Raw genomic sequence first — 19,583 nt, forward strand, 5'->3', positions numbered from 1 at the left:
CTCGGAGGAAGGCGGAGGGATGAACGCACAGCAGGGAGGCGGCAGGGCCGGCGCACACCGCGTCCTGATCCTGGGCGCGGCTGCGCGGGCACGGCCACGGCCGTCCAGCTCGCGGCCAGGGTCGACGGGCGTCAGGACGTACAGGTGACCCTCGTGAACGCGCAGGAGCGCTTCACCGAGCGCATGCGGCTGCACATGACGGCGACCGGGCGGCGGGTCGCCGAACTGGACGTCCCGGAGCTGCTGGCCGGCACCGGTGCGCGGTTCGTCCACGGGCTGGGCGGCGTCGAGTCGGCCGCGGAGATCGCCGAGCGGCACCCCGGCATGAACGTCGTCCTGCTCGGCCGGGCCGAGCCAGGCGCGGCCGTGGGCCCGATGGCCAGGACGGATCTGCGGGGCGCGCTCGACCGGCTGGGTGTCCCGAGGGGCTGCCCGGCGCGGTGGGGCTGACGGGCGGGGAGAGCATCACCGCCGACGTGGTCGTGTGGGCCGGTGGCACGCCGGCGGTCCCCGCGGACCCCGGGGGGCCGAACCCGGCCCGGCCCGCGGACAGGCCCGGGTCGCGGTCGGTACCGCCGGTTCACGGGCACGGTAGTCTGCCCCGGTGACATCGGATGCCCCCCTGAACCCGGACGAGGAACGCTTCTGGCGTGCCCTGATGCACGTCATGGTGGCGCTGCCGAAGGCGCTGGACGAAGACCTGCTGAAGGTGACCGGGCTGACGATGTCCGAGTACGCGGTGCTGGTCCACCTGTCCGAGGCCGCGGGGCGCGAGATGCGCATGACCGACCTGGCGGCCGCCACCGCGCTGTCCGTCAGCCGGATTTCCCGCGTGGCCGATGCCATGCAGACGCGCGGGTGGGTGGTGAAGCAGCGCGACGCCAACGATGCCCGCGGGAGCGTGGCGAAGCTGACGGCCGAAGGCCGGCGGCGGCTGCAGTCCGCGTATCCGACCAACCTGGCGAGCGCCCGCAGGCGCGTCATCGATCACCTGGACGCCGCCATGCTCGCCGGTTTCGCCGGACAGCTCGAAACCATCGCCGCTCGACTGGACTGAACCCGGCCGCGGCGCACGGACCGGTGCGACCAGGGGCGTCTGTTCGGTCATGGCCTGCGCGCCGAGCACGGTGAGCAGGGCGAGGCGTTCCGCGTCCTCCGTGCCGGGCTCGGCGGTGTAGATCATGATCCGGAGGTCGCTGCCGGCCACCGTGAGCACGTCGCAGTCCAGCCGCACCGGGCCCACCTGAGGGTGGTCGATGGTCTTGCGCGCCGCCTCGTGGCGGCCGGCCGTGCCGGCATCCCACAGTTCCGCGAAGCGGCGGCTGCGCCCGCAGTTCGCCGACCATGTGCCGCAGCCGCTGGTCGGACGGGTAGCGTGCGGCGGCGGCGCGCAGGTCGGAGACGATCGCCGTCTCGAAGGCCGCCGTCTCCTACGGGGTCCGCCGGACGCGGGTGTTGCCGGCGCCGAGGAAGTGCCGCCAGACGCCGTTGCGCTCGTTGCCGCGCCAGCCGGAGGGGTCGCCCATCAGGGCCGCGTAGGGCGGGTTGTACTGGAGCAGCGTCCAGGACGCGTCGTAGACCGCGACGGGCGTGCCCGCCATACGGTCCAGCAGCCGGTGGACGCTCGGGGTGATGTACGCGGGCACCGACTCGGGCCCCGGCGGCGCCAGCCCGGCCAGCTCGAACAGGTGGGCCCGCTCGGCCGGGGACAGCCGCAGGGCACGGGCCATGGCCTCCACGACCTGCGCCGAGGGGTGGGAGGCGCGGCCCTGTTCCAGCCGGGTGACGTAGTCGACGGAGATCCCGGCGAGCTGGGCCAGCTCCTCACGGCGCAGGCCCGCCGCGCGCCGGTGGCCGCCCGTGGGCAGACCGGCCGCCTCCGGGGACACCTTGTCGCGCCACCGGCGCACCGCACTGCCGAATTCCACCGCCCCCATGCCCCCAGTGTCCCGCTCCGGCGCCGGGAACACGTCCGCATAACGCGAGCGGGCCGCCCCCGGGATCTAATGCGTCGTGGAATCGAGGGCGGGGTAGAACGCCTGATGGGCACGGCGCTGAAATGCGTCACCGCCGCTCAGTGCACGGATCACCTCGGCGCAATACAGGTGATGTTCCCGCAGTGGCGTGCGGCCGTTCATGGACGTCGTGAGCAGCTCTCGGGGTGCGCGGAGACTCAGGACCCGCAGCATCCGTGAGAAGGTCTCCACGAGGTCCATCCCGCCCCCTATCTCCTCGAGGATTTCTCCGAGCGGGTTCGCGGTTCCCTCTTGCCGTGCATTGCGCAGCATCCGGCAGCACCGGTCGAGGGCGTCGAGGTCCGCCGGGCCGATGGCGACGGGATGGAGGCGGGGCAGGGGCGGATCCGCGCATTCGCCGGGATCGCCCTGGTCGTCCTGCCCGGAATGACATTCCCAGATCAACCGGCGGAGCCGTAGGGGGAACGCCCGCAGAACAGTCCCGTAACTGGAGTACGCGGTGTCCACGACGTCGACCTGGCCCTCGGAGATCTCCCCTCGGTACCAATAGTGCAGGGAATGCAGCAGAGGCTCTTCAACGGTACGGAATGTGGAAGCGAAGACGGGGTCTTCCGGTACCAGGGTGTGTGGCGGGATCTCCGGCTCCATTCGCACAGCGGGCCCTAGAGGTCGGTGGTGGGAGTGTATCCTCGCACGGCAGTTCGGGTGCTGCATTCCGCCGGGACAAAGGGCAACGCGGTTCCCGCGGGCACGCGATGCGGTGGCGGGCTCAAGCCGGCAACGTGTGCGTACGCAAGCACGTGGTGTGTCCCACCGCATGACCCGGACACACCGTGTGCCTCGCGTGATCCCGGTGGACCCTCCCCGTACAGGACGCCCGCGGGACGGCAGCCGGGCGGGACGGAAGCGGTCTGCTTAGGCTGAAAGGACACCTACCCGTCGGTGGTCCTCGCCGCAGGCCCATCGACGGCAGCCGACCTGCAGTGGACGCCGGCCTGCGGGCGTCACTCGCGTGACGGGACCGAGTATGGGCACTTCTTCTGCGAGCCGTCCCCCGCCCGGCGACGAGAGGATCGCCGGCTTCGTACTCGATCGGCACGGCGTCGTCTCCGCGTGGAGCGCCGCGGCCGAAGAGCTCTTCGGCTACGGCTCGTCCGAGGTCGTCGGGCGCGCGGCGGCCGAGCTGTGGCCGGAGGCCTTCGCGCACCGTTCCCGAGGGGCCGAAGGACCGGCGGATCCGGCGGTCCCCGGCCACCGCGCCGTACTCGCCCGCCGGGAGGGCCCACCCGTCGATGTCGTCCTGCACACGTCGCGACTGCAGGAGCCCGGAGACCGGTGGGAACAGGGGTGCGTGGTCATCGCCGTCCCCGTGAGCCCCTGCGCGGCCGCGGACGGGCAGGCGATCCTGGAGGCGCTGTTCACGCAGGCGCCGATCGGCATCGCGGTCTACGACCGGGACCTGCGCGTCGTGCGGGTCAACACCGCTCTGGAACGCATCCACGGCTTTCCCGAGGAACAGGCCCTCGGCCGTGCCATCACCGATCTCCTGCCGGGGGTCGACACCACGGCGATCGAGTGCAGGATCAGGAAGGTCCTGGAGACCGGGCAGCCGATCCTCAACGCCGTGCATCGCGGGCGTACCCCCGCGGATCCGGACAGGGACCATGTGTGGAACGTGTCGTCGGTGGTCCTGACCGGGCCGGACGGTGGCGTCCTCGGAGTCACCGACCTGATCATCGACATCACGGACCAGCACCAGACGCGTGAGCGTCTGTCGCTCATCGGCGAGGCCGCGGTCCGCATCGGGACGACGCTCGACGTGCGCTGCACGTCGGAGGAGCTCGTGGAGATGCTGGTGCCGCGATTCGCCGACGTCGCGGTGGTGGACCTCCTGGACAACGTCATGGCGGGGACGGAGCCGCAGTCCACGGACCCGGGACCGGTCGTGGTGCGTCTCGTCGCCCGGAAGGCCGGGAACCCGAAGATCTTCGAGGGCCTCGCGGAGCCCGGGCAGTTGCGCAGCTACCCCTACGACTCGCCGCATGTGCAGAGCCTCACCGACGGGCGGCCGCGGCTCGTGCCCCGGCTCGACCTCGATGACGCGTGGCTGCGGGATTCCGCCGACGAGCGGGTCCGGGCCATGCGCACGTACGGCATCGGTTCCCTGATCCTCGTGCCGGTGCGCGCCAGGGGCGTGACCTTGGGCTTCGTGCACCTCTACCGGAGCCACAAGAAGCCCTTCGAGGCGGACGACCTCGTTCTCGCCCAGGACGTCGTCGCACGGGCCGCGGTCTGCGTGGACAACGCCCGCCGTTACACGAACGAGCACACGGCCGCCCTCACCCTCCACGCGAGCATGCTGCCCCGCAGCGTCGCGGAGCAAAGTGCCGTCGAGGTGGCCCACCACTACCGGCCGTCCCGGGTGCACGAGGGCGTCGGCGGTGACTGGTTCGACGTGATCCCCCTGTCGGGCGCGCGGGTGGCCCTGGTCGTGGGTGCGGTGCCGGGGGAGGGGTTCGAGGCGGCCGCGTGCATGGGACATCTCTGCTCCGCGATCCGTACTCTGGCGCAACTCGACCTCACACCGGACGAGTTGCTCGGTCAGATCGACGAGATGGTGCCACGTCTCCTGGAGCGCGAACACGCCTCGGGAGCCGCCCCCGTGGTGGAGGCGCTGAAGGGTTCCACCTGCCTGTACGCCGTGTACGACCCCATCACGCGGCGCTGTGTGATGGCGAGCGCCGGTCATTCACCGCCCGCCGTCGTCGGCGAGGCGGGGCAGGTGGACTTTCCCGATCTGCCGGTCAACAATCCCCTCGGTCTGGGGGACCCGGTCTTCGAGCCGCTGGACGTCGAGCTCAGCGAAGGCAGCACCCTGGTGTTCTGCAGTCAGGACCTCCTGCGCTGCCCCGACCGGACCGGCGCCCTCGCCTCACGGCTCGGTACGGTCATCGCCGGCCGGAGCCGTCCGCTCGACGACATGTGCGGCGTCATCGCCGATCTCATCGCACCGCACCTCACCCAGGACAACGGCCTGGCCGTGCTCCTGGCCCGGACGTGCACCCTGGACCCCGAGAAGGTGGCGACGTGGACCGTGCCCCCTGTCCCGGGGGCGGTGGGCAACATGCGCTCACTCGCGCGACGGCAACTCGACCAGTGGGGTCTGGAGCACCTGGCCTTCGAACTGGAACTCATCGTCAGCGAGCTGATCACCAACGCCATTCGGCACGGCCATGATCCGATACGGCTCCGGCTGGTGCTCGACCGGACGCTGATCTGCGAGGTCAGCGACGCGTCGAGCACCTTCCCGCACATCCGCAGGGCGGCCACCACCGACGAGGGAGGGCGCGGGCTCTTCCTGGTGGCCCAGTGCTCCCACCGCTGGGGAACCCGGTACCTGCCCGTGGGCAAGACCATCTGGGCCGAGCAGGTGCTCGATCCGGTGGCCTCCTGAGAACTGGTGTCCCGTGCGTGCCGCCGTGCGGCCCCGGGGTCACGGGCCGCACGGCGTGGCACACGGGCCGTGCCGGAGCGCGGGGGTCGCCGGGCCGGCACCGCCCGTGGTGGGAGACGGGTCACAGGCCGCGGTCACCGGCCGGTTCCGCCGCGGTCTCGGCCGCGGCCATGTTCGTGGCACTGATGGTGGACGGGGCCCGCCGCAGGTTCAGGACGGCCAGTGCGGTCAGGCCGATACCGGCGGCGATGGCCCAGACAGCGGCCCTGACGCCGTCGACGACTCCGGCGGGATCGCCTTCCGCGGGCGTTCCGTTGAACGCACCGGCGAGAGCGATGCGGAGGGCCAGGCCGACGGCGCCGCCGATCTGCCGGCCGGTCGTGGCGATGCCGCTGCCGATGCCCTGGTCCTCGGCCGGAACGCCCGTCGACGCGGCGGCGAACATCGTGACGAAGACCATCCCTTGGTGCGTGCCGGCATATATTTGCTTGCGTACGCACGTACCTGGTAGAGTCGGCCGTCGTTCGGAGGATTTTCCGCGCCCTGCGGGCGAAATCCCCGACGATGTCGCCGGTGCGCGGATGTTCGCTTCCGTGAATTGTGCGTGTCCGGTAATCCGGGCGGTCTCCCGACGTGAACCGGGAGACCGGCCTGCAATTTTCCGGACGGATTTCCCTCCGTCCCTCCCGAGCCGCCGCCCCGCCGGGCGGCGGCCGCACATCGTGGTTCCCAGAGCAAGTGAGGTGTCAAGTGACGCGGGTGAACGAGCCCATGGCCGATGTACGAGACATGTTCATGGCGCACGCCATGCTGCGCCGGGAGTTCCGCCTGCTCCCGCAACTGGTACGAGAGGTGACGCCAGGTGACGTCGGGCGTGCGGACATCGTCGGCGCCCACGCGGAACACGTCTGCTTCCTGCTGCACCTGCACCACGAGGGAGAGGACGTGCTCCTGTGGCCGCGGCTGCTCGAGCGTGCCGGCGACCGGGCGACGGCGATCGTCCCCACGATGGAGGAGCAGCACGGCGCCATCGAGCGGAGCTACACCGAGGTGACCGGGCTCCTGCCGCAGTGGCGTGCCACGGCGCAGCACGGTGAGCGGCTCGCCGAAGCCGTCGAGCGACTGCTGCCCGCGCTCGTGGAGCACCTGGCGCTGGAGGAGAAGGAGATCCTTCCCCTCGCCGAGCAATACGTCACCGCGGCCGAGTGGAAGCAGCTCGGTGAGCACGGCATGGCCAGGACGCCCCAGGAGAAACTGCCGTTGTCCCTCGGTATGGCGATGTACGAGGCCGATCCCGACGTGGTCGAGGCACTGCTCGCCGAGGTCCCCGAGCCGGACCGCCTCGCTCTGACGGACGCCGCACGGCACACGTACGCGGTCCACGCCGAGCGGGTGCACGGCACGAGCACCCCGCCTCGCGTGGGCGACTGACGCCGCCGGCGCTCGGGACCCGCGGCCGGCCGGTCCGGCGGTGCCGGAGGGGCCGGCCGCGGGCCCGGGGGTCACACCCGCGCGGCCGGCGGGATGGTGAAGTTGCCGTGGAAGACGTTCTCCGGGTCGTACGTCGCCTTGATCCGGCGCAGCCGCTCCAGCGTGGCCGGCGGGAAGGCCTTGCGCAGCGCGGACTCCTGGGCGTGGCTCTCGAAGCTCAGGTACAGGCCGTCGAAGTCGAGTCGTCCCAGTCGTGAACTCGGCGGCGCTGCCGCGGGGGACCACGGCCAGGGAGAAGTTCCGCGTCCGGTGGGCTAGGCCGGGGTGTCGTTGACCGCGCCGCCCACGGAACGGACCTGGAAGCAGCCCGTCTCGCCCTCGTCGAACATCCGGCTGATGACGCCGGTGGTCCGGTCGTCCAGGTGCTCGACGAGCGCGGAGCGGAAGTTCGGGCCGCCGTGCCCGTCGTGCCGGGTGTTCTGCGGGGCCATGAACGCCGCGTACGGGGTGACGGCGGCCTGCTGGTCGAGGACCGCGCCGGGTTCAGGAACGCCTTCAGTGCCTTGGTCGCGCGGCCGGTGTCGTCGTCGGCCCAGAGGACGGTCGTATGGGCGATCCTCCGGCCGCCCTGGGCTGCCACGACGAGGAACGGCGTCAGCTCGCGAGGACTGCTCTCGGTGAGCCCCGGCCCCACGCCTGAAGGAAGGCGCCGACGTCCTGGACCTCGTGGGCGAACCGCGCGTGGATCACGTCGCCGAGTTCGGTCGCCTCGATGTCGAAGGACGTGACGATGCCCATGCCGGCGCCGGCTCCGCGCAGCGCTCAGAAGAGGTCGGGTTGGTGTCCGCGTCGGCACGCACCACCCGCCCGTCGGTCAGCACCACTTCGGCACCCTTGACGTGGTCGATGGTCAGTCCGTACGAACGGGGCAGGAAGCCCACGCCTCCTGCCGTCGGCAGTCCGCCGCCTCCCACGTCGGTGAAGTCACCGGAGCTGATCGCCAGTCGCTCCGGCGCGAGCTTCTGCGCGACCTCGCCCCAGCAAGCCCCGACGACCGCCCGGCCGAGGTCTTCGGCGGCACCACCACGCTGCTCTCCGGGCCGGAGCGCCCGTCCCACCTGCTGGTTCCGCACGTGCCGCGCGCCCCGCGGGACTCGACGTGACCCGCGCCCACTACCCGTCCACCAGGCCGGAACGCCAAGCCCACAGCGCGATCTCGACCCGGTTGCGGGCGGCGAGCTTGGTCTGGATGTTCCCCAGGTGGGTCTTGACCGTGCCGAGGGACACGAAGAGCGCGGCCGCGATCTCCGCGTTCGTCATGCCGTCGGCCACCAGCCGCACCACCTCGGTCTCGCGTGAGGACAGGTCCGACGCGGCCGAGGACACCGTCCGCGGCGGCTGGATGCCCCTCAGCAGACGGACCGTGATCGCCGGACTCACCAGGGCCTCGCCGGAATGGGCCGCCCGCACCGCCTCGGTGAGCAGCACCGGACCCGAGTCCTTGAGGAGGAAGCCGCAGGCACCGCTGTTCAGCGCCTCGTAGACGTAGGCGTCGTCGTCGAAGGTCGTGACGACCACGACCTTGGGGGCGGCCGCGGCGCCGGCGCGGTTCAGCTCGCGCAGCGCCTGCAGCCCGTCCATCCGCGGCATGCGGATGTCCATCAGCACGACGTCCGGGTTGAGCTGCCGGCTCAGCTCCAGGGCCTGGACGCCGTCCTTCGCCTCGCCCACCACCTCGATGTCGTCCTCGGCGCCGAGGATCAGGGAGAAGCCGGTGCGGACCATGGCCTGGTCGTCGGCGAGCAGCACGCGGATGGTCATCGCGGGCCTCCCGCCGGGATACGGGCCCGGACGGTCCAGCCCTCCGGGGTCCTCGGACCGGCGGTGAAGGAGCCGCCGAGCGCCACGGCCCGCTCGCGCAGACCGGCCAGTCCGTAGCCGCCCCCGGACGAGTGGCCGACGCGGCCGACGCCGTCGTTGGAGACCTCGACCGTCACCGCGTCGGGCCGGGCTTCGCGGCCCACGAGGATCTCCAGGGCCCGCACGCCCTCGGCGTGCCTGCGGACGTTGGTCAGGGCCTCCATCACCACCCGGTGCACGGCCGACTGGACGTCGATCGGCACGTCGTCGAAGTCCCCGTCGATCCGCAGCCGCACCTCCACGTCGTCGCCGGAGGTGAAGTGATCGGCGAGCGAGGCGATGTCGGTGATCGTGCCCATCGGTGTCATGCGGACCTGCGAGCCGGGTTCGTGCAGCAGGGCGACCATGCGGCGGATGGCGGTCATCGCCTCGTCCCCGGCCGCCTCGATGCGCTCCAGGGCGGGGAGCACCGCCTGCGGCTGCTTGGCCGCCACGCTCTGGGCGGCCTGGGCGAGCACCACGATGCCGGTGACGTGGTGGGCCACGTAGTCGTGCAGGTCGGACGCGATGCTGGTGCGCTGCGCCAACTGCTCGGCGATCGCCTGGCGGCGGCGGCCGGTCTGGAGCATGCGGGCCCACATGCCCGTGGCGCAGGCGATGACACCGGCCAGCGCCAGGGCGAGGGACACGACCGGCGTGATCCTCGCGGTGGACAGCTGGAGGGGCTGCAGGACCATGCCCGCCAGCAGCAGCGGGACCGCGAGCGCGGCGCGGACGGCCTCCGCGCGCCAGGCGGCCAGACCGATGACCAGGAGGGTGACGGCGGCGACGGTCAGCCCGAACGGCAGAGCCTCGTGGACCGTGACGGAGGGGCTCATCGTCGCCAGCAGCACCACCGAACCCAGGGCCAGTGCCCAGGCGCCCAGCGCCCGGCCGGTCAGCCGCCAGGTGACGGTGGCGGTGATGACCGCCAGCAGGATGACGGACGAATGGGCCAGTCCCAGCTGCAGGTCCACGATGCCCAGGCCCAGGAGGACCCCAAGGCCCGCCAGCCCCACCACGCCGCGCACCAGCCGCTCCAAGAAGCGGTTCGCGCTGTTCTCCACGCCTTCGTCTTCCCCACTGTCGTTCGCCGCTCCGGCTTGCCGGACGAGCGTTCGGCCCTCCACGGTTCCCTCCAGTGTCACCGAAGCGCCTCGGATGCCCCTGAGACGCCGCTCACTCCGGAGACCGCCCGGTGGCGCCCGGCCGGGACCGCCGAGGCCTCCGGGTGGCAGTCCTCGGGCCGGGCGGAGCCCGGGTCCGCGGTCACGAGGTCCGAGCCCGCGCCGAGGAGGGCGACTTCGAGGGCGGTCAGCGTGTAGACCCGGGCCGAGTGCAGCAGCCGGGGCAGGGAAAAGGACACGGGAAGCCTCCTGTGGTGAGGGACGGGTTCCCGGTCGCGGCCGGGAAGGACGGCATCGAGCGGGGCGGTCATGCGTGGCTCCGCCCGGCCGTGGCGCCGTGGGGGCGGACACGGGTGCCGGAGTCAGGGCGCAGGGCGCCGCGCACGAGTTCGTCCAGCAGCGCGGGATAGCTCAGCCCCTGCTGCGCGAACATCTTCGGGACCTGCGACTGCGCGGTCATGCCCGGCATGGTGTTGACCTCGTTCAGCACGGGCCCGCCCGCGGTGAGGAAGAAGTCGCACCGGGCGACCCCGCGGCACCCCAGTGCGGTGAACACGGCCAGCGACGCCTCGACCAGTTGGTCGTGCTCGTCGGCGGACAGCGGGGCGGGTATCAGGAACCGGGCCCCTCCGTCGTACTTCTGCTCGGTGTCGAAGAGGCGTCCGTCGTCCAGCACGATCTCCAGCGGCGGCCCCACCGTCAGGCTGCCGTCCGCCCGCCGCAGCACGGCGAGATCCACCTCGCGCCCGACGACCAGCTCCTCGACCAGGACCCGGTCGTCGAGCCGCAGGGCCTCGGCGAGTGCCGGGGCCAGGTCCGCGGGCCGCAGGACGAGGGAGACGCCGTGGCTGGATCCGGCGGCGACGGGCTTCACCACGACCGGGCCGTCGAAGAGCACCTGGTCCGCGTCGTCAGCGGTGACCAGGCACCCCGGGGCCACGGCGACGCCGACCGCCTCGGCCACCAGCTTGGTCGCCCACTTGTCCATGGCCAGCGCGCCGCCCCGGACCCCCGCACCGACGTACGGCACGTCCGCCAGGTCCAGCAGCGCGGCGAGCGTGCCGTCCTCACCGTAGGGGCCGTGGACGGCGGGGAACACGACGTCGCAGCCGGCCAGCAGCACCAGTGCGGCGGCCACGCTCTCCGCGGCGCTGCCCGCCAGCGGCCGCCCGTCGGCGTCCTGCCACCGTCCGTCCCGGCCGATGGTGAGGGCCAGGACGTCGTACGCGGCGGGGTCGAGGGCGGAACGCACCGAGGCGGCCGACGCCAGGGAGACTTCGTGCTCGCAGTTGCGGCCGCCGCCGATCACCGCGACGCGGACTCGGCCGGACTGCGAGGGCGCGGTGCGGTTCATGCGGCCACCGCCTGACGGCGCACGGTCCGGCGCAGGCGCGCGCCCAGACCGGTCACGATCTCGTGCTCCAGGGTGCCGGACCACCCGGCCCATTCCCCTACCGTGGGCTCGCCGCGGTCTCCCGGACCGAAGACGGTGGCGATCTCGCCGGTTACGGCCGGCCGGTCGCCGGTGTCGACGATGACCTGGTCCATCGAGATCCGGCCGGCGACGCGGCACCGGCGTCCCCCGAGCAGGACCTCCGCCCGGCCGGACGCGGTGCGGGGGAGGCCGTCCGCGTACCCGACCGGCAGCAGGGCCAGATGCGTGCGCCGTTCCGCGCTCCAGGCGTGTCCGTAACCCGCCCGGGCGCCCGCGGGCACCGCGCGGACCGACACCACGGGCGCGGTCAGCGTGAGGGCGGGGCGCAGCCGGGTGGTCCCGGTCGGGTCGATGCCGAAGAGCCCGGCGCCGACCCGGGCGAGGTCGAAACGGGTCCGGGGATCGGTGAGGGTCGCCGACGTCGCGGCCAGGTGCCGCCACCGGGGACGCAGCCCGGCCTCCGCCGCGGTGGTCACCGCGGCCCGGAACAGGGCGAGGGCGCGGTCGGTGCACGGGTCGCCGGGGGTGTCCGCGCAGCCGAGGTGGCTCATCACGCCCACCACCTCGACCAGACCGTCCGCTTCCGCCACCCGCGCCCGCCGGCACAACTCCGGCCAGGCCCCGGGCTCGGCGCCGTCGCGGCCCATCCCGGTGTCCACCTGCAGATGCAGCCGCGCCGGGCGGCGGGTCCGGGAGGCGGCGCGCACCACGGCGGCCAGGTGCGCGGATCCGGGAACGGCCAGCGAGACACCGGCCCGCAGCGCCTCGTCGAACGCGGCGTCCACCGGATTGAGCCAGCTCAGGACCGGTACCCGGAAGCCGGCACCGCGCAGGAGCAGCGCCTCCTCCACCGACGCGACGCCCAGCGACGTCGCGCCCGCGCCGAGCGAGGCCGCAGCCGCCTCGGCGGCGCCGTGCCCGAACCCGTCGGCCTTGACCACCGCCATCAGGCGGGCGGCCCGCGTGGCGAGGTACCGGGTGTTGGCGGCGATCGCCGCCGGGTCGAGCGTCAGCTCCGCACCGTCCGCGCGGCCGGGCCGCCGGGACGGCTCGACGACGCGGAGGCCGGAAGCGATCGTTGGTGCGCAGTGCATGCGGCGCCTTTCCTGGGGTCTCACGGCCGGGCCCGTGCCCAGGGGGTCACGAGGGCCGCCGGCCGTCCGGAGTGCCGAGTCCACGAGAGGGAGCTCATGACCAGGAGGCTATGAAGCCGGTGCGCGTGCCGGCTTCGGGCAGAAGTCGGACCTGTCCGGGGGCGCTACGACTTTCGGCCGAGTGCGGACGTGGTCCTTCGGTGAGCGCGGCGGAGGCCGCCGGTCACGCCGGCACGACACGTACCGCGCCGGCGCCGGCCATCGCTTCCGCTTCCCGGGTGTCGCGGGCACTGCGGTGGACGACGACATTCCCCAGAGCACGCGAGAGCCGCGCGACGAGGGCGGCGACGCCGTCCTCCCAGTCCACCGGCCCGTCGGCGGGGCGGACGACGATCAGCTCCAGCACTTCCGCGGGATGTGTCGCCGTTCCTTGGACGACGGCGCCGCTGAGCGCGAGGTACTCCGGTGCCGGGTGGAGGTGGGCCGGCATCTGTTCGCGGACCGTGTCCGCCACCCGGCGGTGCAGGTGGGTCAGCTGGTGCAGCGCGTTCCAGGCGATGTGGCCGGGGACGAGGCGTACGGCTTCTCCGCTGCGCCGGGGGGCGATGAGGCCGAGCAGACCGAGGCGGAAGAGCGCCGTTTCCAGCTGGGCCGGCGTCACCGCGGCGGTGTCGGACAACTCGTCGAGCGGCAGCGGCCGGACGGCATCGAGGGAGCGATGGCCGACGAGGGCGGTGAGGAGCCGTCCCGAGGTTCCGGGGAACAGGGCGGACAGCGGGGACCGGAAGTTCATGGGCGTCCCTCCGTGGGAGGCAGGGGTCCCGACCGGCTTCGCGGGCAGGTGGCATCGACGACGAAGCCGGCGGGAGTCCGATGTCCGGACGGCCGTTACGGCCGGCGGCGGAGCGTTACGGAGGGCCGGTCGTCCACCTTCATTGGCAGCGCGGTGACGGATTCCCGGAGCGTTTCGACGACGTCGAGGAATCCTGCTCTTCCCCACAGCGCCAGGCTCAGGGCGGCGACGAGTACGGCCGTCATGTGCACGGCCTTCAGGGACGTCCCGGAGGCCGTGCCCGGAAGAGGCGCGCAGCGCCGATGTGTCTCCGAGGGCCCACGCGCGCACGGCCTCGCCGACGGCGAGCTCGTGGTGGAGCGGGGCCGCGGCGGCGACCTCGTCGGCGTACCGGACCAATTGACCGAGCTTTCCCTGCTGTCCGGTCAATTCCATGATGCCGAGGTGGAGTGCAGCAGACCGTTCAGGAGGGCATGGACCTCTGTCCAGCCGTCCGCGTCGAGATCGGTCAGCGCCTCCCGTACCGCGATGCCGTCGTGGCGCCCGTAGCCCCGGACGACCTCGATCGCGCGCTCGTGGGACGCCTTCCCGGAATCTCGCTCATCTGGCTGACGCTATTGCTCCCCGGAGCGGCGGGAATCGGTCTCCCGGTGCATTGCGCATCGGAAAAAGGCACTGGGCCTACAGGACCCGGGACTCCCGCCGCTCCTCCAGGAAACGGATTCAGGCCCCGGAGGCGTCCAGCATGGCCTCACGGTCGACGACCTTGATGCGCTCACGACCTTCCGGCACGCCCAGAGCCCGCTCGTGGGCGTCCAGCCGGTACCAGCCCTCGCGCGTCGTGTAGCGAACGCCGCGCCGTTCGAGGAACTCGACGACGGCACCGGGGTCCGGCGCGGCCGGAGCGGGCAGCCGGCCGGCCGCGTGGTCCTCCAGGAGACAGGCGACGGTCTCGTTGGCGTCGCCCTTGGTGTGCCCGATCAGGCCCACCGGTCCGCGCTTGATCCATCCCGTCACGTAGACCGAGGTCATGGGCTCGTCGCCGTCGAGCACACGGCCGGCCGCGTGCGGGACCGTCCCCGAGACCACGTCGAACGGCAGCTTCGGCAGCTCGTCCGAGTAGTAGCCCACCGCGCGGTACACGCTCTGCACGTCCCAGTCCGTGAAGCGCCCGGTGCCGCGGACGTTGCCGGTGCCGTCGAGTTCGGTCCGTTCCGTCCGGAGCCCGACGACCCGGCCCTGGTCGTCCAGCACCTCCACCGGGGACTCGAAGAAGTGCAGGAACAGCTTGTGCGGCCGGTCGCCGACGTCGCGGATGGCCCAGTTCTCCAGGGTCTTGGCGACCATGTCCGTCTGCTTGCTCGCGCGTCGGGCGGCGATCGAGCCGTCGTCGTAGTCGATGTCCTCCGGGGCGACGACGACCTCGATGTTCGGGGAGTGGTCCAGCTCCCGCAGCTCCATGGGCGTGAACTTGGCCTGTGCCGGGCCGCGGCGGCCGAACACGTGGATCTCCCGTGCCCTGTTGCCCTTGAGGCCGTCGTACACGTTCGGCGGGATCTCGGTCGGCAGCAGCTCGTCCGCCGTCTTGGCCAGGATGCGGGCCACGTCCAGGGCGACGTTGCCGACACCGAGCACGGCCACCTTCTCCGCCGTCAGCGGCCAACTGCGCGGCCCGTCGGGGTGCCCGTCGTACCAGGAGACGAAGTCCGCGGCGCCGTAGGAGGCGTCGAGGTCGATCCCGGGAATGTCCAGCGCCCGGTCGGACAGCGCCCCGGTCGAGAAGACCACCGCGTCGTAGAACGCGCGCAGATCGTCCAGCTCGATGTCACCGGGATAGTCGACGTTGCCGAACAGACGCACCTGCGGCTTGTCGAGAACCTGGTGCAGAGCCTCGACAATGCCCTTGATCCGGGGGTGGTCCGGTGCCACGCCGTAGCGTATGAGACCGAAAGGCGCGGGCATGCGCTCGAACAGGTCGACGGACACACCCGGTTCCTGCGCGGATTCGGATTTGAGCAGCGCGTCCGCCGCGTAAATTCCAGCAGGGCCTGCCCCGACAATGGCTATGCGAATCGGACGCGACATGGAATACGTACCTCCCGAATTGCGGTACCGCGCAACGAGCAGATAATTTCCTTTCCGCGGCGACCCCGACTCTATCCGATGGCCCCCTGCCCCTTGGAACCGGCTCTTGGTCCTACGACTTTGTGCCCGGCCGAATGGCACTTCCGGCGGGTACGGGACCGTACTCAGGCGGTGCGGGGACAGGCGCCCGCCCCCGTCCGGCCGGCGACGGTGGCGTTCCCGTGCTTCCCCGCCCCGGTGTCGCACCAGCCCCGGGGCGGGGCGGTGCTCGGCGCGGCGGTACCGGCCGAGGGGCGCGCGGGCACGCGCCGGCCGGGGCCGCGGATACCGGGCGAGGGCTTTTCGTAGGGAATCGCGCACGTCGAGGCAGTGCCAAGAGAAAGCCGGCGGGACGGATACGGCACACGATTGACACTTCCGGTTCCGGGCGGCTTCCTCGCCGCAGGCGATGATCCGCCTCGTGATCGGAATTCGACGAAACGGAATTCGCTGGTCGGCCGCGGAGGGGCGCGAGGGTGCGGTGCGCACGACTCCCATGCATTCGGAGAGGGCACCGGCGGACACCGCGATCACGACGTCCGGCACAACGCCCGGCAGCCGGCGCATCCGGCGATGCGAGCTCGGCCTGCTGGACACGTCAGGCACCGGAGCCGCCGCGACCGCGCTTCTGGGCAGTCCGGCGACGGCGCGCCCGGCATGGGCGCCGTCCAGGCGTACTTCGACCTGCCGTCGACCGAGACCACCCCGAACCGGCAGGTGCGTGGTAGGCGTTCACCGCGGGCTCGGTGCGCGTCATCGCGCCGCGCAACGACGCTTCGTCCACCGGCGCGCGAGCGACTACTGCATCGCCGGCTCCTCAGGCGCCCGGCTCGCCTTCCTGGAGCGGGAGCCGAAGGCCGCCCGCGCCTCGTGCGACATCGACTGGATCGTCGTCGCCATGCACCAGGTCATGACCAGCTGCACCGACGACAGCGGCGCGGACACGGCCCTGCGCCGGCACTACGGGTCGCACCTCGACCGGTACGGCGTCGGCCTGGTGGTGTGCGGCCACGAGCACGACGACGAGCGGTCGCTGGCCGTGCGCGGCGTCGTCGCGGGCGGCGGGACCCTCACCCCGAACCCGGTCCCGCACCCCACGGACGTCGTCGGCACCTCCTTCGCCGCCGTGCACATGGTGCTCGGCGGCGGTGTGTCCGGCACGAACAACCAGTCGTTCTTCAAGGACGGCACCGCCAAGGTCGTCACCGGCTTCGACAGCACCGACGGCTCCCTCTACGCCAAGGAGCAAGCGGCCCGGTGTGGCACCCGCGACGAGGACCACCCCCCCCCACGGCCGACGTCACCACCCAGGCGGCGGGGCGGGGCGTCGGCGCGCCCCGCCCCCTCCGTTCGACCGGGTCAGTGGCCCGGCGGCGTGTGGCGCAGGTGCCGCCGTTCGGCCAGCTCCTCCGCGCTCACCACGGTCAGAACCGGGGACCCCGGAGCCGCGAACATGGTCACCACCAGCTGCGACTGGGCGTCCTGGAGGTTGTTGGCACCCAGGTAGTGGATCACGTCGCCGCCGGGCTCGAACAGGGCGTCACCGGCCTTCAGCACCCGGGGCGGCTCGCCCTCCAGCTCGAAGAGGATCTCGCCCTGTGTCACGTAGCCGAACAGCGGCCCGGGGTGCCGGTGCGGCGGCGCGCCGGGGTCGCCGGGCGACAGCGTGACGCGGATGGTCCTGGCCTCGGCGCCGTCCGGGACGCGGGGCGCCGCCTCCGGCAGGGTCGCGATCACCTCGACACCTGGGGGCAGGTGCGTGTGCTCAGCACTCATGAATTCCTCCAAACAGGGACTGTCCGCAGTGACGACCGGGCGGTCCGCCCGTTTGTGACAGCCGGAACGCGGCGAACCCGCCCCGGACGGGGCGGGGTTCCGGCGTCCGGACGCACGCGCACACGCCGGGCGGATGTGTCACAGGCGACACCGGCGGTTGTCACACCCCACCGGATTCCCCGGTCAGCTGTGAGGACCGCGATGCGACCCCGGCCAACGCGTCGCGCCGCGCCGCCCGCGCCGCTCCCACTGGAAAGGCATCTCATGGCAGGCCATGGCTCTCCCGAACCCGGCGGTGACAGTGCCCTCCCGTGGCCGCCGCGTTCCTCCCGGGACCCGGCCCTCGGTTTCGACGGCGATCAACCGGCCGTGGACAGGTACGGTGTGCTCGTCGGCTACAGCGGTTCCGCGCGCAGCAAAAGGGCGCTGTCGTACGCGGCCGGGATGGCGCGCCGTTCCGGCACGGCGCTCATCGTCGTCCACGTCGCACGACAGAGCGCGGTCGCCGCGTTCTTCGGCTTCGAGCCGCCGGCTGCCGGGCGGAATCCGTACGACGGTATGCGGACCCTGGCAGAGCAACTCGCCTGCGAGGAGCATCTGTCGGGGCTGTCGTGGACCCTCGTCCGGCGCAGCGGCGTCGTTGCCGACGAGCTGGAGAAGGCCGGCCGCACATACCGGGCGAACGCCATCATCGTGGGCCGGTCGCGTGGTGCCGGTGGCACGCTCTTCCGCTCGATCTCCCGCACACTGATGCGCCGGGCTCACCGGCCGGTCATCGTCGTCCCCTGACCGGCGCCCGCGCAGGCGCGGTCGGTGCCGCGGGCGTCAGCGCTGGGCGAGCCACTCGTCGAACGTCGTGCGGCTCGTCCGGGCGTGCGCCCCGGCAAGCAGTGACCGTTGCTGCAGGGCGGCGCCGAAGAACCAGGCGTGGGCGTCGGTGACGACGTCCCGCGTGTCGCACCGGGCCGCCAGCAGCTTCACGGCGAGTTCGTCGAGCCGGAACTCCTCCGGACCCGCGATCGCGACGGTGTCGCACAGCGGCACTCCCATGGCGACGTGCGCGACGGTGGTGGCGACCTCGTCCGAGGACACCGGCCGCATCAGGGCGGGCGCGACGCGCACGCCGCCGTCCCCTGGTGTGTCCGCGAGGACGGTGGCCTCGACGCACTCGAAGGACGGCGCGGCACGCACGATCGAGTGGGGGATCGGAGACCGCCGCACCTGCTCCTCCAGCAGCAGCTTCGCGCGGAACCAGCCGGACAGCAGCCGTTCGGTCCCCACGACGGACAGGATCACATGATGTGCGACGCCCGCCTTCTCCGCGGCGGCCAGCAGCCCGGTCGTGGCGGAGCGGAAGCAGCGCAGGCCGGCCTGCCCGGCGCGCGTGGTGGTGCACGTGACGTCCACCACGACATCCGCGCCGCACAGGGCCTGCTCCGGCCCGCGGTCCGTGACGGCGTCGGCGCCCTCACGGCGGGGGAGGGGGACGACGTCGGCACCCCGGTCCCGCAGCCTGGCGACGACCTTGGCTCCGACCGGACCGGTGGCCCCTGCGACAACGACTCTCATGCGGGCCCGCTTCCTTCCGGGGGCTCGGCGACCCCGCTGGTCCTCTGGTGGCGGTCAAGCCGGCCGCACCATCACCGTGACCGGGCCCGGACCGTCGTTGTGACACCTCGCGTGCCCGCGGGGGTGCGCTGGACCCGGGGGACCGTTCGGCCAGGACTTCGTACCGGCGGACTTCGTACCGGCCGAACCGGTAGGACTCCCTGCCGGCACGCAGGGTTCACTTCGCCCAGGCGCGCCGTGGCCACGGCCCGGGCGGACCACTCGGCTGTGCCGCCTTCGTCCCGCTGCGGGAGCCGTCCCCGAATCGGGGGCCACGGTGCGCGCCGTGCACCGTCCCGCCGCCGAGGCGGCGGTCCTCCGCCTGTGGGAAGCGATCGCCTACGGCGTGGGGGGCAGCACGGAGCGGACCGCGTCCTCGCTGCGGGCCACGACGGCCGTTCCGTCGTCCGCGGTGATGATGGGCCGCTGGATGAGGGCCGGGTGCCGGGTCAGCGCCTCGATCCACCGCTGGCGGGTGGAGTCGTCCCGGGCCCACGCCGTCAGACCGATGTCGGCCGCGACGGGTTCGCCCGTGCGCGCGATGTCCCAGGGCTCCAGAACGAGCCGGTCCAGCAACGCGGTGAGCTCGGCCGCGGTGGGCGGGTCGTCCAGGTAGCGCCGCACGGTGTACGCGGCCCCCTCCTCGTCGAGGATGGCGAGTGCCGAACGGCACTTCGAGCAGGCCGGATTGATCCAGATCTCCAAGAATTCGCCTCTTCTGTCGGAGCGAACGGCGACACGCCGAATTCACGGGGATATCCACCGCCGTCCGCCCGGACGCGTCACGGCCGACGACCCCGTCTGATCGCGTCACTCTTGTGCCATGGCACAAGAGTGACGCGTGCGACCCCTTGAACAACGGCGAG

General features: G+C 72.5%; 23 protein-coding genes and 1 pseudogene. 6 read left to right on the forward strand and 18 right to left on the reverse strand.

Annotation, left to right across the window (positions count from 1 at the left end; translation table 11 throughout):
• Positions 1-144 precede the first annotated feature (144 nt).
• Together PV364_RS35550 and PV364_RS35555 are read left to right on the forward strand one after the other, a co-directional pair.
• The gene (locus PV364_RS35550; protein ID WP_319664917.1) at positions 145-450 is read left to right on the forward strand and encodes a hypothetical protein; all 306 of its coding nucleotides are present in this window, start codon (positions 145-147) and stop codon (positions 448-450) included.
• 154 nt (positions 451-604) lie between these two features.
• The gene (locus PV364_RS35555) at positions 605-1,057 is read left to right on the forward strand and encodes a MarR family winged helix-turn-helix transcriptional regulator (protein ID WP_319665003.1); all 453 of its coding nucleotides are present in this window, start codon (positions 605-607) and stop codon (positions 1,055-1,057) included.
• Positions 1,058-1,102: 45 nt separating this feature from the next.
• On the opposite strand, the pseudogene PV364_RS35560 reads toward PV364_RS35555, so the two are convergent.
• Positions 1,103-1,937 (reverse strand): annotated as a pseudogene (locus tag PV364_RS35560) (helix-turn-helix transcriptional regulator); the annotation flags it as partial.
• Positions 1,938-2,003: 66 nt separating this feature from the next.
• Complete coding sequence (locus PV364_RS35565) at positions 2,004-2,624, reverse strand: hypothetical protein (protein ID WP_319664919.1); 621 nt, start codon at positions 2,622-2,624, stop codon at positions 2,004-2,006.
• A gap of 379 nt (positions 2,625-3,003) precedes the next feature.
• Here PV364_RS35565 and PV364_RS35570 point away from each other — a divergent pair, with 379 nt between their 5' ends.
• A complete protein-coding gene (locus PV364_RS35570) occupies positions 3,004-5,430 on the forward strand; it encodes a SpoIIE family protein phosphatase (protein WP_319664920.1) in 2,427 nt (808 codons plus the stop codon).
• A gap of 121 nt (positions 5,431-5,551) precedes the next feature.
• Here the strand turns inward: PV364_RS35570 and PV364_RS35575 are convergent, their stop codons facing one another.
• Positions 5,552-5,890: a hypothetical protein gene (locus PV364_RS35575; RefSeq protein WP_319664922.1), complete on the reverse strand. Its 339-nt coding sequence runs from the start codon at positions 5,888-5,890 to the stop codon at positions 5,552-5,554.
• A 311-nt stretch (positions 5,891-6,201) separates the two neighbouring features.
• On the opposite strand from PV364_RS35575, the gene PV364_RS35580 reads away from it, so the two are divergent.
• Positions 6,202-6,861, forward strand: coding sequence for a hemerythrin domain-containing protein (locus PV364_RS35580; protein ID WP_319664923.1), 660 nt, complete (start codon positions 6,202-6,204; stop codon positions 6,859-6,861).
• A gap of 71 nt (positions 6,862-6,932) precedes the next feature.
• On the opposite strand, the gene PV364_RS41405 is transcribed toward PV364_RS35580, so the two are convergent.
• The 4 genes from PV364_RS41405 to PV364_RS35595 all read right to left on the reverse strand — a co-directional run bounded on the left by PV364_RS41405 (position 6,933) and on the right by PV364_RS35595 (position 7,865).
• Positions 6,933-7,112, reverse strand: coding sequence for a BBE domain-containing protein (locus PV364_RS41405; RefSeq protein ID WP_415924650.1), 180 nt, complete (start codon positions 7,110-7,112; stop codon positions 6,933-6,935).
• A 63-nt stretch (positions 7,113-7,175) separates the two neighbouring features.
• On the reverse strand, positions 7,176-7,352 hold the full coding sequence (locus PV364_RS35585) for a hypothetical protein (RefSeq protein ID WP_319664924.1): 177 nt from the start codon (positions 7,350-7,352) through the stop codon (positions 7,176-7,178).
• A 163-nt stretch (positions 7,353-7,515) separates the two neighbouring features.
• Positions 7,516-7,659 carry a hypothetical protein gene (locus tag PV364_RS35590; RefSeq protein ID WP_319665008.1) on the reverse strand — a complete coding sequence of 48 codons (144 nt, stop codon included), beginning with the start codon at positions 7,657-7,659 and terminating at the stop codon, positions 7,516-7,518.
• A complete protein-coding gene (locus PV364_RS35595; RefSeq protein WP_319665004.1) occupies positions 7,608-7,865 on the reverse strand; it encodes an FAD-binding protein in 258 nt (85 codons plus the stop codon). The genes PV364_RS35590 and PV364_RS35595 overlap by 52 nt, the downstream gene beginning before the upstream one ends.
• Here PV364_RS35595 and PV364_RS35600 point away from each other — a divergent pair.
• Positions 7,761-8,024, forward strand: a complete 264-nt coding sequence (locus tag PV364_RS35600; RefSeq protein ID WP_319665010.1) for a hypothetical protein — start codon at positions 7,761-7,763, stop codon at positions 8,022-8,024. The genes PV364_RS35595 and PV364_RS35600 overlap by 105 nt on opposite strands.
• A gap of 10 nt (positions 8,025-8,034) precedes the next feature.
• On the opposite strand, the gene PV364_RS35605 is transcribed toward PV364_RS35600, so the two are convergent.
• The 9 genes from PV364_RS35605 to PV364_RS35645 form a co-directional block, all read right to left on the reverse strand.
• Positions 8,035-8,682: a response regulator transcription factor gene (locus PV364_RS35605; protein ID WP_319664925.1), complete on the reverse strand. Its 648-nt coding sequence runs from the start codon at positions 8,680-8,682 to the stop codon at positions 8,035-8,037.
• Entirely contained in the window at positions 8,679-9,827 is a 1,149-nt protein-coding gene (locus PV364_RS35610) for a sensor histidine kinase (RefSeq protein WP_319664927.1), read from the reverse strand. The genes PV364_RS35605 and PV364_RS35610 overlap by 4 nt, the downstream gene beginning before the upstream one ends.
• Positions 9,828-9,904: 77 nt before the next feature.
• Entirely contained in the window at positions 9,905-10,126 is a 222-nt protein-coding gene (locus PV364_RS35615) for a hypothetical protein (RefSeq protein WP_319664929.1), read from the reverse strand.
• 68 nt (positions 10,127-10,194) lie between these two features.
• Positions 10,195-11,241 carry a D-alanine--D-alanine ligase family protein gene (locus tag PV364_RS35620; protein WP_319664930.1) on the reverse strand — a complete coding sequence of 349 codons (1,047 nt, stop codon included), beginning with the start codon at positions 11,239-11,241 and terminating at the stop codon, positions 10,195-10,197.
• The gene (gene alr / locus PV364_RS35625) at positions 11,238-12,416 is read right to left on the reverse strand and encodes an alanine racemase (RefSeq protein WP_319664932.1); all 1,179 of its coding nucleotides are present in this window, start codon (positions 12,414-12,416) and stop codon (positions 11,238-11,240) included. The genes PV364_RS35620 and alr overlap by 4 nt, the downstream gene beginning before the upstream one ends.
• Positions 12,417-12,639: 223 nt before the next feature.
• Positions 12,640-13,209, reverse strand: a complete 570-nt coding sequence (locus PV364_RS35630; RefSeq protein WP_319664933.1) for a hypothetical protein — start codon at positions 13,207-13,209, stop codon at positions 12,640-12,642.
• Positions 13,210-13,304: 95 nt separating this feature from the next.
• Entirely contained in the window at positions 13,305-13,454 is a 150-nt protein-coding gene (locus PV364_RS35635; protein WP_319664934.1) for a hypothetical protein, read from the reverse strand.
• 478 nt (positions 13,455-13,932) lie between these two features.
• On the reverse strand, positions 13,933-15,294 hold the full coding sequence (locus PV364_RS35640) for an FAD-dependent oxidoreductase (RefSeq protein WP_319664935.1): 1,362 nt from the start codon (positions 15,292-15,294) through the stop codon (positions 13,933-13,935).
• Between the two features lie 1,398 nt (positions 15,295-16,692).
• On the reverse strand, positions 16,693-17,109 hold the full coding sequence (locus tag PV364_RS35645) for a cupin domain-containing protein (protein WP_319664937.1): 417 nt from the start codon (positions 17,107-17,109) through the stop codon (positions 16,693-16,695).
• A 369-nt stretch (positions 17,110-17,478) separates the two neighbouring features.
• On the opposite strand from PV364_RS35645, the gene PV364_RS35650 reads away from it, so the two are divergent.
• Positions 17,479-17,898: a universal stress protein gene (locus tag PV364_RS35650; RefSeq protein WP_319664939.1), complete on the forward strand. Its 420-nt coding sequence runs from the start codon at positions 17,479-17,481 to the stop codon at positions 17,896-17,898.
• Positions 17,899-17,934: 36 nt separating this feature from the next.
• Here PV364_RS35650 and PV364_RS35655 read toward each other — a convergent pair whose 3' ends face one another.
• Entirely contained in the window at positions 17,935-18,678 is a 744-nt protein-coding gene (locus PV364_RS35655) for an SDR family oxidoreductase (protein ID WP_319664941.1), read from the reverse strand.
• Positions 18,679-19,056: 378 nt separating this feature from the next.
• Positions 19,057-19,422, reverse strand: coding sequence for an ArsC/Spx/MgsR family protein (locus PV364_RS35660; protein ID WP_319664943.1), 366 nt, complete (start codon positions 19,420-19,422; stop codon positions 19,057-19,059).
• Between the last annotated feature and the right edge of the window lie 161 nt (positions 19,423-19,583).

Source organism: Streptomyces sp. MI02-7b, from assembly GCF_033793585.1.
Lineage (GTDB): Bacteria > Actinomycetota > Actinomycetes > Streptomycetales > Streptomycetaceae > Actinacidiphila.